Consider the following 14,123-nt stretch of genomic DNA (forward strand, 5'->3'; position numbering starts at 1 on the left):
CTATTATTTTTAACCTACACTTAATCTAAATAACCATCGGAGATCGGCATGCAGTACCCTTGGCTCCTTGAAGGTCACAAAATTTTTCGCGTTGTGATTGTTATACAATTACTCATTGCTGTAGCTATTGGTGTGTTTACAGGTGAACTTTTACCTGCGTTTATTTTTGGTATTCCTATTGCAGCTTTGCCACTTATACTCAGCCTTCAAAATCCTTACTCGGCGATAAGCCGCCATGCTATGGCAATCGGCGTTCAATTGCTAACTGCGCTTCATATTCATCAATCTTTTGGGTTGATTGAAATTCACTTTGAAATTTTTGTACTTCTTGCCTTTCTTTCTTATTTCAGAGACTGGAAAGTGGTTGCAACAGGAACTGCGGTTGTAGCCGTTCATCATATATCGTTCTTTTTTCTACAGGCAGGCGGTGCGCCAGTAATGATTTTTGAAGAAGGTCATGTTGCCTTTACTATCTTGCTTATGCACGCAGCTTTTGCATTAACAGAAGGTGGCGTATTGATGTACATGGCTAAGCAAGCCCATCAAGAAGGTGCAGGCGCGGCCGAACTACGCCTGGCCATTGAAACCATGCAGCAGACTGATGGCAAGCTCGATTTGTCCGTTGAGCTAAATCGCGGCCATAAAATAGTCAGGCCTTTCGCTGAACTTATTGATCAAGTGAAATCTCTCATCGAGCTTGCTTCTAACTTGACTGATGAAGTGGTAAAAGGGGCTTCAAATATGGAGTTAGCGGCTAATAACATGTTTGAAATTAGCAGAAATACTGACCAAGAACTTGCCATGGTGTCGGCATCGTCAGAAGAAATCGCACAAACCATGCAGCTTTCAACAGAGCAAACTACCCTTGCTAGTGATAAAGCGTCGGCAGCGCAAAGTGCCTCCCAGTCGACCCGCGACTCTATTTCTCAATCCAGTAAGACAATAGATTCGTTGCGCAATACGCTAAATGCTGCGGCGCAGACTAACTCGGCTCTTAACGAACAATGTTCACATATTTCTGACGCCATGCGCTCGATTACTGCGGTAGCTGAACAAACTAATTTGCTTGCATTGAACGCTGCTATTGAATCAGCCCGCGCTGGCGAACACGGCCGTGGCTTCGCCGTGGTAGCCGACGAGGTTCGCACACTTGCAATTCGTTCAAAAGAAAGTGCAGACCAAATTACTAGCATTACTGAACAGCTAGTAGCACAAACAGCCAGTTCGGTTGATCAAATGCAAACCTGTATACAACTGGTCGATGAAGCTGTTGTTTCAAGTGATAGTGCCACATCGGCCATGTCAGAAATCATGCAGCAAATCCGCGAAGCCAGCGAAAGTATGACTGAAATTGCCACCTCTGCTGTGGAACAGGAAACCGCGTCAGCTTCCATTGCGCAAAGCACCGCGCGATTGAGTGAACTTACTTCTGAAGAGCTTGCCACCGCTGAGTCGCTTGCAGGTGAAGTTGAAGTATTGTCACAAATATCTCAGCGCATGCGCGGCGCTATTGAACGCTTTAAGCTTTAAGCACAAAACTTAAAGCACTAACGAAGGCGTTTTGCCTCATGCATAAAAAGTCGAGTTGGCTGCTACTAATATTATGGGCGGTGGGTTTACTCGCCGCCTTATTAGTATATGGGCAGCGTCAGCTATCAGACTTCGACCCTAACGGCGAATTGCTGCACCGCACTACTGCGCCAGACTTTGACGCCACCCTCGTTGCAATATTAGAAAAACAGGATATCCAACCAGGTTCTATCATTCATGTGGGAACTCAGTCCCGCTGCTATTGCGATACCCTTACAACACCCCACCAGGCTCAACTCCACTTGAAACTTGGTGACGACTTTCATCAAGTCAGGCTGAATGTAGAAGATGTGCCTGAACTAGCGGCTATGCTTGAGGCCGTGCCGGCCCTTATCGTGTTAGATAAAGAAAAGCAACTTCGCTATCTAGGCCCTTACGCTACAGGCTACGGATGCTTTACCGGTAAAAACCTCGTCGAGCAGGTAGTAAGCTACACCACGCAACTCCCCTATGCAGGCGCTGTTATTAATACTGATGCTACAGGTTGCTTCTGCTAAAACGCTGGCATAAATTATGTAACTCTCTTTGTATCACGTTATATCACTTTAGATAGCGCAAAAAGCCGGCAAACATTGCACGCTCTTTGCTCTATCGTGAAAGCTTTACAAGGAGTCCACTATGTCTAAGCAAGCCACCCTCTATCGCATGGTCACTCCGGAGCATATTTGCCCTTTTGGGCTCAAATCAAAAGACCTGCTCGAAAGAAAAGGCTATAAGGTCGATGATCACCATTTGTCTAATCGAAGTGAAACAGACGCTTTTAAAGAAAAGTACGGTGTGAAAACAACCCCGCAGACGTTCATAGACGATAAACGTATTGGCGGTTATGACGACTTGAGAGATTACTTCAATTTAAAGCAAGAAAGTGAATTTGGATCGCGCTACACACCTATTATCGTAATTTTTTCTTTAGCGGCACTTATCGTATTTGCCCTTATGCTAAAAGGCGGCCTACCGGCAGGATTAGAGCCTTTTATATTGAATTTTATTGGAGTGGCAATGGTGATTCTTGCCCTCCAAAAGCTGCAAGACTTAGTGGCTTTTTCAAACCAGTTTATTACCTATGACCTGTTAGCAATGAAGCAGGTACGATACGCGTATATTTATCCTTTCGCGGAGGCATTTGCCGGGCTTGGCATGCTTGCAGGGCTCCCTGCACTATTGGTTTCACCAGTCTCCATTTTTATCGGCGCTATTGGTGCAGTTTCAGTTATCAAGGCGGTTTATATCGATAAGCGCGAGCTTAAATGTGCCTGTGTTGGCGGAAATAAAGACCTACCCCTTGGCTTTATTTCACTGACAGAAAACCTTGCTATGCTAGGTGCGGGTCTTTATATGCTTGCAAGATGGCTAGCCTAGTCTGAAAGATTATTGAGGCTAGATAACCTGTCGTCCTATTGTGCTTCTTCGATAGGACGACTCATGCCTTTTAGATGAGACACTACGCTGCGGCCCAAGGCACTTAGGTCATAGCCGCCTTCTAGCATACTTACGATACGACCTTCGCAACATGTATCAGCAACGGCGCGAAGCTGTTGGCTTACCCAGAAATAGTCATCTTCTACTAGGCGTAGATGAGCCATTGGGTCTTCAGCATGAGCATCAAAGCCTGCAGAGATAAAAATCAGTTCAGGCTGAAAGTTACGTAATGCATCGAACCAATACTGCACTTTTTTCCTAAAAACGTCTCCTGTAGCACCAGCTTCAAGCGGTACCGAGAGAATATTACTTGCTGAAACCGGCGAGCCACTGTGTGGGTAGAAGGGATGCTGAAAACTACTGCACAACATTATGCGCTGGTCGCCGGCGACAATTTGCTCGGTACCATTTCCGTGGTGCACATCAAAGTCGACAATGGCAACCCGTTTTAGCTCATAGTTTTGAAGCGCGTAGCGAGCAGCTATAACAATGTTATTAAAAATGCAAAACCCCATAGCACTATCGTATGTCGCGTGGTGCCCGGGTGGCCTAGTGGCACAGAAGGCTTGCCGGTCATTGCCTTCCATTACCCAATCGACAGCATTACACCCTGCTCCCGCCGACTCTAGCGCAGCATTTAAACTGTGGCGCATTAAACCTGTGTCTTCATCTAACCAAGCCACGTTGTCTTTGTTTTCTGAATAGAGCGTTTTTTCGTGGTCGTTAAAGATAGATTGAGCTGCATGCTCAAACACACTCTTCACATAATATGGGTCGTGCGCTAGCTTCAGGTAGGCTTCAGCAATAGGAGTGGCGTCAGCATGCTCACACACCATATCGAGTCCTGAAGAAAGCAGTTGGTCGTCAATAGCAAATAGCCGGTCTGGCGATTCGGGATGGTCCTTGCCTAAATCGTGCTTGGTGCCGTGCTTGCCGCGAAATATTTTAATTGTCATGCAGTGATGCCACGTCTAGTACTAACTCTATATCACTGGGGTCGCCAGTAAATTTCCGTTTAAATTTAGCTTGTTCGAAAATAGTGATCATGGGGCTATTATCGCCACGCACATAGGCCATCATTTTCGCAATACCTCTTATTTTTGCTACCGTGATAAGCTCGTTTAATAAGCGGCTTGCCATGCCTTTTCCTTGCTGGGTCTCTCGAGTAACAAAAGCAGCTTCGCAGGTATTGTCGTTTGGGTTGTAGTAAAAACGCCCCACTGCGTGAATAGTAATGCGCGAGCCCTCTTGCCTCACAATACACAGCGCCGCATCAGAGCTTTGATCTACCGACACCAAGTTACACGACTTTTCACGGGACATTTGTTTCGGGTCGTAGTTGTAGCGCAGCCTTAATGTTTCTTTTGTGTGGGAATAAAAGAATTCTTGCAGACGCCTTTCATCCGCCGGATTCAGAGGGCGCATGTAGAACGTTTCGCCTTGAATATTAAGCTTTTTAAGCTGAATAGCTCCCAGTTCTGGGATATCTGTGGGGTACTTTTCTTGGTAATGGGGCACCCAATAATGCTGACGCACTTCTTCTAACAATGCTGCACGGAACTTAGGATGGGCCACGCGAATAAGCTCTAGCGCACGCTCTCGAATACTCTTACCTTTAAGTGACGCTATACCATATTCGGTTACCACATACTGTACATTACCACGGGAGGTGACCACGCCTGCGCCTTCGCTTATACGCGGCGTAATGCGGGAGATAGTTTCATTTTTTGCCGTAGAAGGAAGCGCAATAATGGCTTTACCGCCTTTACTAATAGACGCGCCCGTTACGAAATCAACCTGCCCTCCTATTCCACTGTAAAAGTCATAGCCCAGTGAGTCGGCAACTACCTGCCCGGTTAAGTCCACTTCAAGGGCACTGTTTATGGCAACCATATTGTCGTTTTTGGCAATATTAGTAGGCTTGTTGACATAGCTGCTTGGGTAAAATTCAATATGCGGGTTGCTGTCGATTAAATCGTATAGCTTGCGGGTACCAATGGCAAAACTGGTAACAATTTTACCGGGGTGAAACGTTTTTTTCTTATTGGTAATAGCCCCAGATTCCAACAGTTCGATAATACTGTCGGTAAGCATTTCGCTGTGAATACCCAAATCTTTGTGATTACACAGATATTTCAGCGTGGCGCTGGGTATTTTTCCAATACCAAACTGGAGCGTTGCGCCATCATCCACCAGCATAGATACGTACTGGCCTATACGTTCTGCGACTGTATCTATTGGCGGCGGCGTAACTTCAACAAGCGGCTCCTCCGCTTCTATACACGCCGTTATCTCACTAATATGAATATAGGAGTGCCCTGAGGTTCTCGGCACCTGAGGGTTAATTTGAGCAATGACCTTTTTGCTTTGCCTAATGGCAGACATAGCAATATCTACAGCTGGGCCTAGTGAGCAGTAGCCGAATTCATCAGGAGGGCTTACATTGACAAGGGCTGCATCGAGCGCCAGCGTGCCATCGCTAAACAAACTTGAAATTTCAGATAGGAATACGGGGGTATAGTCGGCGCGACCTTCATCGACAGCTTTTCTCATGGCTTCACCGCCAATAAAAAACGTATTCGCTTTAAAAAGGTTTTTATACTCGTCTTTTACCCACCTCGTATCGCCTAAGGCCAGCATATGCACCAGTTCGATGTCACTGAACCCTTCGCTGTTATCAATAAGGTGCTGCACTAGTGCGTGCGGTACTGCTGCGTTTCCGCCGACAAAGACACGACAACCCGACTTTATCAGCGACGACCATTGCGGCTCTTGAGGTAAGTTAAATGCCATTTCCACCTGCCCTGTTTTAAGCAATATCCCATCATGCCATAAATACAGGTAATTTCATGTATTAACCCGACGCAGCGCTATAAGCGATTAGTCTTACCCTTAAAACGCAGATACAAAAAAGCCTACATCATCGATAGTTACCCCTGCGGCTATCGATAAGTAGGCTTCTCAAAGAGTTTTTAGCTTTTAATTGCGAGGCGTTACTTTTTGTTTAGATTGCTCAGTATAGACTGCCAAGCATAGATGCCTAACGAAGCTCGGTAGCATAGCTTAAGAAAACTAAAGCTAAGCAGTCGTTGCCATGACGCTTAGTACCCTAGTAGCGGAATTTCTCCAACCAATTTCTGAAAAAAGGTGAAATAACGGACTTACTATTCGCAAGTCGGTGCCCATCGTTTAGAAGCAACAGTTGCGCCTTTTGATGGCGGGCATACTTAAGGCTGTTCTCAATTGGCACGATATCATCGTTCCAGCCGTGCACTAGACTAACATAGCCGTCGTACGGAAAGCGTTGAACTTTATAGTTGGGTAAATAAAGCGCTGGCGCCATCAAAAATACGCCTCTGGCAGAGATCTGACTGGCAGCAGCAAGTGATACATAGCCGCCCATGCTCGAACCCACTAATACAACGTCATTACACTTTTCAGCGATAGTTTCCTTTAAGCGCTCTAAGCGGGCTTCGGGACAATCGAGATCTTGATAATCGATACTCTCAACACCAAAGCCCATATCGTTTGCTACATTCGAAAGCGTGGTTATCTTACTGCCCCATGGCCCGCTTTCTTTACCGTGAGAAAAAACAACCGTGGTCATTACCAATATCCCTATGTAAAAAATGAAAAATTTTTTCCCACTCTAGCGTACTTACTCGTTACTTGTCTTCCTTATGGAATAGTTTTTCTACCATAACGTAAAACATGGGAACGAAAAATATGGCTAAGAAGGTCGCTGCAAACATACCGCCCATTACCGCAATACCAATTGCATTTTGGCTTGCCGCTCCTGCGCCACTGGCAAGCGCTAGTGGCGTAACCCCTAAGATGAATGCCATAGACGTCATCAATATTGGACGGAAGCGCTGAGCAGCCGCATTAGATACAGCCGTCATTAGGTCTTCACCGTTTTCGTACTGCTCTTTAGCAAACTCTACAATAAGAATGGCGTTTTTCGCCGCTAAGCCTACCGTCGTTAAAAACGCTACCTGCAGATAAACGTCATTAGGTAAATTAAAGATAAAGGCAGCGGTAACTGAACCCAATATCCCTAACGGCACCACTAGCATAACTGCAAACGGTACCGACCAGCTTTCGTATAGTGCGGCTAAGCAAAGGAATACCACCAGTATTGAAAGCGCATAAAGCATAGGTGCTTGAGACCCTGCCTCCTGTTCTTCATAAGATAAGCCTGACCATTCAATTGCAAAACCAGCCGGCAACTGCTCAACCAGCTTTTGCATTTCAGCCATGGCTTCACCTGAAGAAATGCCTGGTGCTGCACTACCTTGAATGTTTACCGACGATATACCGTTAAAGCGCTCTAACTTGGGCGAGCCATATACCCACTCGGTTGTTGAGAAGGTGCTGAAAGCCACCATTTCTCCGTCGCTGTTGCGCACGAACCATTTCTCAAGGTCTTCTGGCGTCATACGATGAGGAAGGTCCGCCTGCATGTACACCCGCTTAATTCGCCCTTTATCGATAAAGTCGTTCACATAGCTTGAACCCCAAGCAATTTGCAGCGCACTGTTAATATCACTGAGATTTAAGCCAAGTGCAGACGCCTTTTCACTATCAATATTGATTTTAAATTGGGGAACATCGCTCAAACCGTTAGGGCGGACACCCGCCAATTTCGGGTTTTGTGCCGCCATACCTAACAGCTGATTACGGGCATTCATAAGGGCTTCATGACCATTGCCACCGCGGTCCACCAGCTGCATATCAAAGCCTGTTGCGTTACCTAATTCCATAATGGGTGGTGGCACAATAGGAAATGCTGAAGCATCTTGAATCTGGCCAAATGCGCCAAAAGCTCGGTTCATTACAGCAAAGGCCGAGTTACTCTCGTCACGTACACTCCAGTCGTTGAAGTTTAAGAATGCCATACCGGCATTTTGCGCTTGTCCTGCAAAGCTAAAGCCCACTACCGCAAACATACCGTTAACCGCTTCGCTCTCTTCTTCAAGAATGTAGTCTTCCACTTGCTTAATGGATTCGAGCGTACGACCCGCGGTAGCGCCTGGTGGCGTGCTTACCAACACCATCATTCGACCTTGGTCTTCATCTGGAAGGAAGGCACCAGGAAGCTGACTGAAGATAAACACCATCCCGCCAACAAGTAAGCCGTATACAACGAAATAACGCTTAAAACGCTTCGCCATGTGGTTGGTCGTTTTTTGATAGCGGTCGCGCCCTTTGTTAAACGTGCGGTTAAACCACCCAAAGAAACCTTTATTTTTATCGTGATCCTCGGAATGCTGCTTCAATAACGTGGCGCATAAAGAAGGCGAGAGTACGATAGCCACCAACACAGAAAACGCCATCGCTGAAACAATAGTTACTGAAAACTGACGATAAATAGCCCCGGCTGAACCGCTAAAGAACGCCATAGGGATAAATACCGTTGACAGCACCGCGGCAATGCCCACAAGTGCGCCAGTAATCTGTGACATAGACTTCTTCGTCGCTTCAGCAGGCGGTAAGCCTTCTTCTTCCATAATGCGCTCAACGTTTTCTACAACAACGATAGCGTCGTCAACAAGAAGGCCGATAGCCAGCACCATGGCAAACATGGTCAATACGTTGATGCTAAAACCAAAGGCCAATAGCACCGAGAAAGTCCCAAGTAGTACAACAGGTACAGCAATGGTGGGAATAAGCGTTGCGCGCCAGTTTTGAAGAAACAGCAACATCACTAAGAAAACCAACACAACCGCTTCAATAAGCGTATGTACTACTGACTCTATAGAAAGCTCGATGAAAGGCGAACTGTCTACTGGGTAAACCACTTTCACCGTATCAGGTAGGTTTGAGCGCAGCTCTTCAACGCGAGCTTTCACTGCTTTGATAGTGTCTAGCGCGTTTGCGCCAGAAGCAAGGCTTATCGCCATGCCAGACGCTGGTTTGCGGTCATAACGAACAATAACATCGTAACTTTGCGCACCCAGCTCGACTCGGGCCACATCACGCACACGTACCTGAGAACCATCCGTGTTCACACGTAGCACGATATTTTCAAAATCTTCAACGGTTTGAAGGCGGCTTTGCGCCTGAATAGTGGCGTTAATTTGCTGATTTTCGATAGCAGGTAACCCGCCCAACTGACCTGCTGAAACATCGGTATTTTGGACCTGGACTGCGGCCTGTACGTCAGTTGGAGTTAGGTTGAAGCTGTACAACTTGTCTGGGTCTAGCCAAATACGCATAGAGCGCTGCGCACCAAAAACCCGTACGTTACCTACACCGTTTACCCTGGAAATAGGGTCCTGAAAGTTAGAGACGAGCATGTCACTCAGATCATACTGCGTCATCGAATCGTCTTCAGAATAGAAGCCTACGGCTAATGCAAATGCACTATTTGCCTTGGTAACCGTAACTCCCTGCTGCTGAACCTGCGTTGGCAGTAAAGGTAACGCACCCTGCACCTTATTCTGAGTCTGTACCTGGGCAATATCAGGGTCTGCACCTGGCTCAAACGTCAGAGTAATTGACATGCTACTGTTAGAGCTACTTGCCGAGAAATAACGTAGGTTATCGATACCCGTTAAGCTTTGCTCAATGACCTGCGTTACCGAGTTTTCAACGGTTTCTGCAGAAGCACCAGGATACGTTGCCGAGATAGTAACCGACGGTGGTGCTACCTTAGGGTATTGTTCAATGGGGAGTGAGGTTATCGCCAACACACCCGCCATCATTGTGATAATTGCCAGCACCCATGCAAACACGGGCCTGTCTATGAAAAAACGAGCCATATTACTTAAATCCCTTGTTTGCTATCGTGAGCCACGTGATGACGGTTGCCATTCAGACGGGTTAACTTTCGCCCCAGGCTTTACCTTCTGGTAGCCAGTTACAATGACTTTTTCGCCTTCGCTCACGCCATTTATTACAACGTACTGGTCGCGGTAGACCTTGCCGATTTCTAAGGTTCGGCCTTCTACCTCATTGTTCTGGTTCACTACGTAAACCGAAAGCGAACCGTCTGGCTGGCGAGTCGTCGCACGTTGAGGAACCAAAAGCGCATTTTCGCGACCAGTAATAACATGGCCCTTTACAAATAAGCCGGGAAGCAACACACCATCAGGGTTTGGCATTTCGGCGCGAAGGGTAACTGAGCCCGTAGATTCATCCACGGTCACTTCAGAAAACTTCACACTACCTGTTTGTTCGTAGCGCTTGCCCGTGACTTCATCTACTGTTAGTTCAACATCCATTGAGCCTTGCTTACGCATAGACTGGCGTAGCGTGATGATAGACGCACCAGACTCCTGCATATCAATATAAACAGGGTCTAATTGAGTAATAGTGGCTAGCTGTTGTGCCTGGTTGGTAGTAACCAACGTGCCTTCGGTGACATATGAACGGCTAATTCGACCGCTTATAGGCGCGTATACCTTGGTGTAGCCCATGTTTACCTTTGCCACATCAACTGCCGCTTCGGCTACGCTGATAGCGGCTTGCGCTTGGTCTTTTTGCGCAATTACGTCGTCGTACTCCTGCTTACTTACTGCATTTTGTGCAACAAGGTCGTCGTAACGTCGCGCCTTAGCTTCCAAGGTCTTTAAATTTGCTTGAACGCTTTTCAGATCCGCTTTGGCACTGTTTAATTGGGCCAGGTAACGCGCTTCATCTATTTGATATAGCTGTTGCCCTTTTTCCACATATGCGCCTTCTTCAAACAAGCGCTCAGTGATAACACCATCCACCTGAGGGCGCACTTGCGATTGGCGCGATGGACTTATCCGCCCAGGCAGCACCATTTCATGTACTACAGGTTGCTGTTTCAGCGTAACTACCGACACCGATGGTGCAGGCATACCTTGCTGAGCACCTTGCTGTGCTTGCTCGCCTTCATTCGAACACCCAATAACACCTAATAGTGTTATTAGTGCTGCAGTAACATAAAAAATGCGACTCATAAATTTTCTATTTCCCAATAACTTTCACATAGAACGCGATTTGCGTTCTATACGGATAAATTAAACGTAAGTTTTGCTTCCAATGCGCCGATTCATCCTGCTCCTATAACTTGGACGTGAGGATAATCGAAAAAGACGTGGCATAGTTAAGCGATCATTGATACGAATCTACGCTCTTATAGGTCATATTGTGCGCATTTATCACATACAAGAAAAGTCAATGAAGCTGAAGTTACCGATGTTGTCGGTCAATTACCGAAGCCTGTATACATTATGCGAATAATACGAAGTTGAACGCCAATACACGTTCTATTTAAACGAATAATAGCGGCTAAGAGTTTGATAGGCGTGAATGACCGCTTGAGCATCTTGCTGTGTTCCACCTTTGTCAGGGTGGGCCGATTGAAGCGAGCGTTTGTAGACACGTTTTAACTGCAGCAGCGTGATAGGCTCGTTCAGGGAAAGACCAAGCAAAGCATGCGCTTTTTCAATATCACCTTGCGTATAGCTAACAGTATCTCCCTTCAGCATCCTTTCCCAAAACGCGTTTAGCAGGTTATCGACCGTATCGCGATCAGCCTCTTCAAAATTCTCCCAATTTAGATAATACGCAGCAAGTGGATCAGGGTTTTCCAGAGTCGTCACACCTAGACCATCATTGCTTTGCGTCAAATGACTCTCGTTAAGCGGGTCTAGCTTTATGCCAAGTGCGTGAATCTCTAACACACCTTCGTTTTGTTCTATCCAATACTGCCTCAACTGATACAGTGCATGAAACAGAATAAAGTGCGTTTTAAAAAGCATGAGCGGGTCACGCAAAGCATCTTCATCGAAAAGCTGATAAGGCGGCTTTTTTAAATTTTCAATAAGCGCATATTCAGTAATACCATTGATAAACTGGCTTTTTTGCGTCGATAAGATATCAACGAGGAGTTCAGCTTGCATTGCGTACGTGTGACTGGCGTCCGGTTGTGTATACAAAACCTTAGTACCTATAACTTGATGCCGATAAAAAGACAGGACCAGTGTACAAAGATGTTGCACGCGGGCCTAGTCGAATTTTTCTTTAACGAAAGTAAACCAAATTGCCGCTTTCGCTGTTAAAGTAGGTTGGTCAAACTAAAAAGAATAACTTTGGAGTTCCCTTGAAAGCACTCATTGCCCTTACCAGTATTGTTGGTTTTTTGATGGTGGTGTTACCCGGACCACTATATCAGTATGCTGGTGTCAGTTTAGGCACCGCAATTACGTCACTACGCTTTGGTGTATACGTAGGTGGTGCAGCGTTAATACTCATTATTTTACAAGTATTGATTAATCGTAAGAACGTAAGTTGGGGTAGTACGTTTGTATGTGCTGTTCTTGCTTTAGTAGCCGTTGGCATGCCCGTTAGCATGATGAGTAAAGCTAGCGCCGTACCGCCAATTCACGATATCACCACTGATGTTACAAACCCGCCTGAATTTGTTGCCATTGCACCGCTTAGAGAAGGTGCGCCAAATTCTATTGCCTATGAAGGCGGTGATGTGACGAAGCAACAGCTTGAAGCATACCCTGAAATTAAAACTCAGCTGCTTCCTCAACCTATAAACGAAGTTTATATGGCTGCTGAAAAAGCCATAGAAGCTCTGGGTTGGGAACGCGTAAATGAGGGCGCACTGCCAAACACACTAGAAGCCACAGATACAACGGCGTGGTTCGGTTTTAAGGACGATGTGGTTATTCGCTTAACAGTTAAAAGCGACGATACCCTTGTTGATATTCGCAGTAAGTCGCGCGTAGGTAAAAGTGACTTAGGCAAAAATGCTGAACGCATCGAAACCTTTATGGCCGAGTTAAGAAATCAACTGGGTTATCACTAAACCAACCTGAAAAGCTCAGCAGATATATAAGAGCCCGACAGTGAATCACTGTCGGGCTTTTTATTTTTATCAAACGGGCTAAACACAGCCATTAAAAACAGAGCTCGGTTTTGTCGTACTAGTGCGCGAGTTTGAGTACCACAACGCCGGCCACAATAAGCGCCACGCCAAAGTAACGCGCTAAGGACGACGGGTCGCCGTAAAACATTACGCCTACTAAAAACGTGCCCGCGGCACCTATCCCCGTCCATACAGCATACGCTGTACCTATGGGTATTTGCTTTTGTGCCATCCAAAGGCAAAAACCACTGGCAGCCATGAAACCTATGGCTAGCAGAATTCCCATAATGCGGGTTTCCGCCTCTTGCGACATCTTAAGTCCTACGGGCCACCCAATTTCCAGTAAGCCCGCAACAATCAAATAAATCCAGCTCACTTATGTATCCTTCAAAACAGCAGGTTTGGCTTATTTGTAAAAGTATACTTATGCGTTGAAAGCAAGATACTCAACGCACCTTAGTATTTTGCTATTCAGCGTTTTTTCACTAAAGGCTTGCCAGTTGAATACTGACCATTCCAAGTACCGCCGCATTTAATCGATTAAACCAGCGCCAAAAGTTGGGCCGCTGCATATGATGGGCAAAACGTGCTGTAAGCGTACTTAAACCGATAAACCACACGATAGATGCACCTATCGCTCCACCCACAAACCACCATTTATTTTCCTGCCACTGGCTCGCCAGATTACCCATTAGCAGCAATGTATCTAAATAAAAGTGTGGATTTAGCCAAGTTACTGCTAGCGCAATAAGTAGCGCTTTTTTAAACGACAGCTGCTTTTGTGCCATTTCTAATACAAGGGCATCATTAGCCAGCGAAGACTTTATTTTGTTAAACGCAATCCACAACAAAAACGCTACGCCAGCCCACTTGGTTACCGTAACTAGCATTGGATACTCTTGCAGCAATAAGCCAAAGCCCATAGCACCCAAACTAATAGAGATGGCATCGCTTAGAATAAACAGTAAGACAAATAGTGTGGTCCACTGTTTTTTCATGGACTGCTCAATCAGAAAGCTGTTTTGCGCACCTACTGCGATAATAAGGGTGCCGCCCATTACAAAACCACTGGTTACTGCCGCTAACATGCCAAATGCCTCTTAAAATAATAAATTGAAAGTACGGTTCTATTGCTCGGTCTTTCGTTGCTTGGCTTTATGGTGCCTAACGTTAGGTGTAGCCGGCCAACCAAGAATTTGAAGTGGCGCTATTTTATACAGCTTGCGATGCTTAATTAAATTAATGATACTTGTATTCAATA

General features: G+C 46.0%; 12 protein-coding genes. 4 read left to right on the forward strand and 8 right to left on the reverse strand.

Going from position 1 to position 14,123, the window contains the following annotated elements:
- The first annotated feature begins 48 nt into the window (after nt 1–48).
- The 3 genes from ACXACS_RS00875 (at nt 49) to ACXACS_RS00885 (ending at nt 2,949) form a co-directional block, all read left to right on the forward strand.
- Nucleotides 49–1,530 carry a methyl-accepting chemotaxis protein gene (locus ACXACS_RS00875; RefSeq protein ID WP_474802928.1) on the forward strand — a complete coding sequence of 494 codons (1,482 nt, stop codon included), beginning with the start codon at nt 49–51 and terminating at the stop codon, nt 1,528–1,530.
- A 38-nt stretch (nt 1,531–1,568) separates the two neighbouring features.
- Nucleotides 1,569–2,087, forward strand: coding sequence for a DUF6436 domain-containing protein (locus ACXACS_RS00880; protein WP_474802930.1), 519 nt, complete (start codon nt 1,569–1,571; stop codon nt 2,085–2,087).
- A 121-nt stretch (nt 2,088–2,208) separates the two neighbouring features.
- Complete coding sequence (locus ACXACS_RS00885) at nt 2,209–2,949, forward strand: MauE/DoxX family redox-associated membrane protein (RefSeq protein WP_474802931.1); 741 nt, start codon at nt 2,209–2,211, stop codon at nt 2,947–2,949.
- A gap of 35 nt (nt 2,950–2,984) precedes the next feature.
- On the opposite strand, the gene ACXACS_RS00890 is transcribed toward ACXACS_RS00885, so the two are convergent.
- The 6 genes from ACXACS_RS00890 to ACXACS_RS00915 all read right to left on the reverse strand — a co-directional run bounded on the left by ACXACS_RS00890 (nt 2,985) and on the right by ACXACS_RS00915 (nt 11,921).
- Nucleotides 2,985–3,965: a histone deacetylase family protein gene (locus ACXACS_RS00890; protein WP_474802933.1), complete on the reverse strand. Its 981-nt coding sequence runs from the start codon at nt 3,963–3,965 to the stop codon at nt 2,985–2,987.
- A complete protein-coding gene (locus ACXACS_RS00895) occupies nt 3,955–5,802 on the reverse strand; it encodes a GNAT family N-acetyltransferase (RefSeq protein ID WP_474802935.1) in 1,848 nt (615 codons plus the stop codon). The genes ACXACS_RS00890 and ACXACS_RS00895 overlap by 11 nt, the downstream gene beginning before the upstream one ends.
- Nucleotides 5,803–6,118: 316 nt before the next feature.
- Nucleotides 6,119–6,616, reverse strand: a complete 498-nt coding sequence (locus tag ACXACS_RS00900; RefSeq protein WP_118490741.1) for an alpha/beta hydrolase — start codon at nt 6,614–6,616, stop codon at nt 6,119–6,121.
- 58 nt (nt 6,617–6,674) lie between these two features.
- Nucleotides 6,675–9,773: an efflux RND transporter permease subunit gene (locus ACXACS_RS00905; protein ID WP_474802937.1), complete on the reverse strand. Its 3,099-nt coding sequence runs from the start codon at nt 9,771–9,773 to the stop codon at nt 6,675–6,677.
- Between the two features lie 21 nt (nt 9,774–9,794).
- Complete coding sequence (locus ACXACS_RS00910; RefSeq protein WP_474802939.1) at nt 9,795–10,940, reverse strand: efflux RND transporter periplasmic adaptor subunit; 1,146 nt, start codon at nt 10,938–10,940, stop codon at nt 9,795–9,797.
- 309 nt (nt 10,941–11,249) lie between these two features.
- Entirely contained in the window at nt 11,250–11,921 is a 672-nt protein-coding gene (locus ACXACS_RS00915) for a DNA-J related domain-containing protein (RefSeq protein ID WP_474802940.1), read from the reverse strand.
- A 164-nt stretch (nt 11,922–12,085) separates the two neighbouring features.
- Between ACXACS_RS00915 and ACXACS_RS00920 the strand changes: the two genes are divergently transcribed.
- The gene (locus ACXACS_RS00920) at nt 12,086–12,802 is read left to right on the forward strand and encodes a DUF1499 domain-containing protein (RefSeq protein ID WP_474802942.1); all 717 of its coding nucleotides are present in this window, start codon (nt 12,086–12,088) and stop codon (nt 12,800–12,802) included.
- A 118-nt stretch (nt 12,803–12,920) separates the two neighbouring features.
- Here the strand turns inward: ACXACS_RS00920 and ACXACS_RS00925 are convergent, their stop codons facing one another.
- Both ACXACS_RS00925 and ACXACS_RS00930 read right to left on the reverse strand, forming a co-directional pair.
- Nucleotides 12,921–13,238, reverse strand: coding sequence for a DMT family transporter (locus ACXACS_RS00925; protein WP_118490751.1), 318 nt, complete (start codon nt 13,236–13,238; stop codon nt 12,921–12,923).
- Between the two features lie 109 nt (nt 13,239–13,347).
- Nucleotides 13,348–13,950: a LysE/ArgO family amino acid transporter gene (locus ACXACS_RS00930; protein ID WP_474802944.1), complete on the reverse strand. Its 603-nt coding sequence runs from the start codon at nt 13,948–13,950 to the stop codon at nt 13,348–13,350.
- Nucleotides 13,951–14,123 lie beyond the last annotated feature (173 nt).

It is taken from the genome of Alteromonas sp. AWM4_230 (assembly GCF_056158305.1).

Excerpts from the sequence above, each read along its gene's own strand:
- ACXACS_RS00930 (WP_474802944.1), bottom strand. The coding sequence starts at position 13,950 with ATGTTAGCGGCAGTAACCAGTGGTTTTGTAATGGGCGGCACCCTTATT.
- ACXACS_RS00890 (WP_474802933.1), bottom strand. The coding sequence starts at position 3,965 with ATGACAATTAAAATATTTCGCGGCAAGCACGGCACCAAGCACGATTTA.
- ACXACS_RS00875 (WP_474802928.1), top strand. The coding sequence starts at position 49 with ATGCAGTACCCTTGGCTCCTTGAAGGTCACAAAATTTTTCGCGTTGTG.
- ACXACS_RS00880 (WP_474802930.1), top strand. The coding sequence starts at position 1,569 with ATGCATAAAAAGTCGAGTTGGCTGCTACTAATATTATGGGCGGTGGGT.
- ACXACS_RS00885 (WP_474802931.1), top strand. The coding sequence starts at position 2,209 with ATGTCTAAGCAAGCCACCCTCTATCGCATGGTCACTCCGGAGCATATT.
- ACXACS_RS00910 (WP_474802939.1), bottom strand. The coding sequence starts at position 10,940 with ATGAGTCGCATTTTTTATGTTACTGCAGCACTAATAACACTATTAGGT.
- ACXACS_RS00900 (WP_118490741.1), bottom strand. The coding sequence starts at position 6,616 with ATGACCACGGTTGTTTTTTCTCACGGTAAAGAAAGCGGGCCATGGGGC.
- ACXACS_RS00905 (WP_474802937.1), bottom strand. The coding sequence starts at position 9,773 with ATGGCTCGTTTTTTCATAGACAGGCCCGTGTTTGCATGGGTGCTGGCA.
- ACXACS_RS00895 (WP_474802935.1), bottom strand. The coding sequence starts at position 5,802 with ATGGCATTTAACTTACCTCAAGAGCCGCAATGGTCGTCGCTGATAAAG.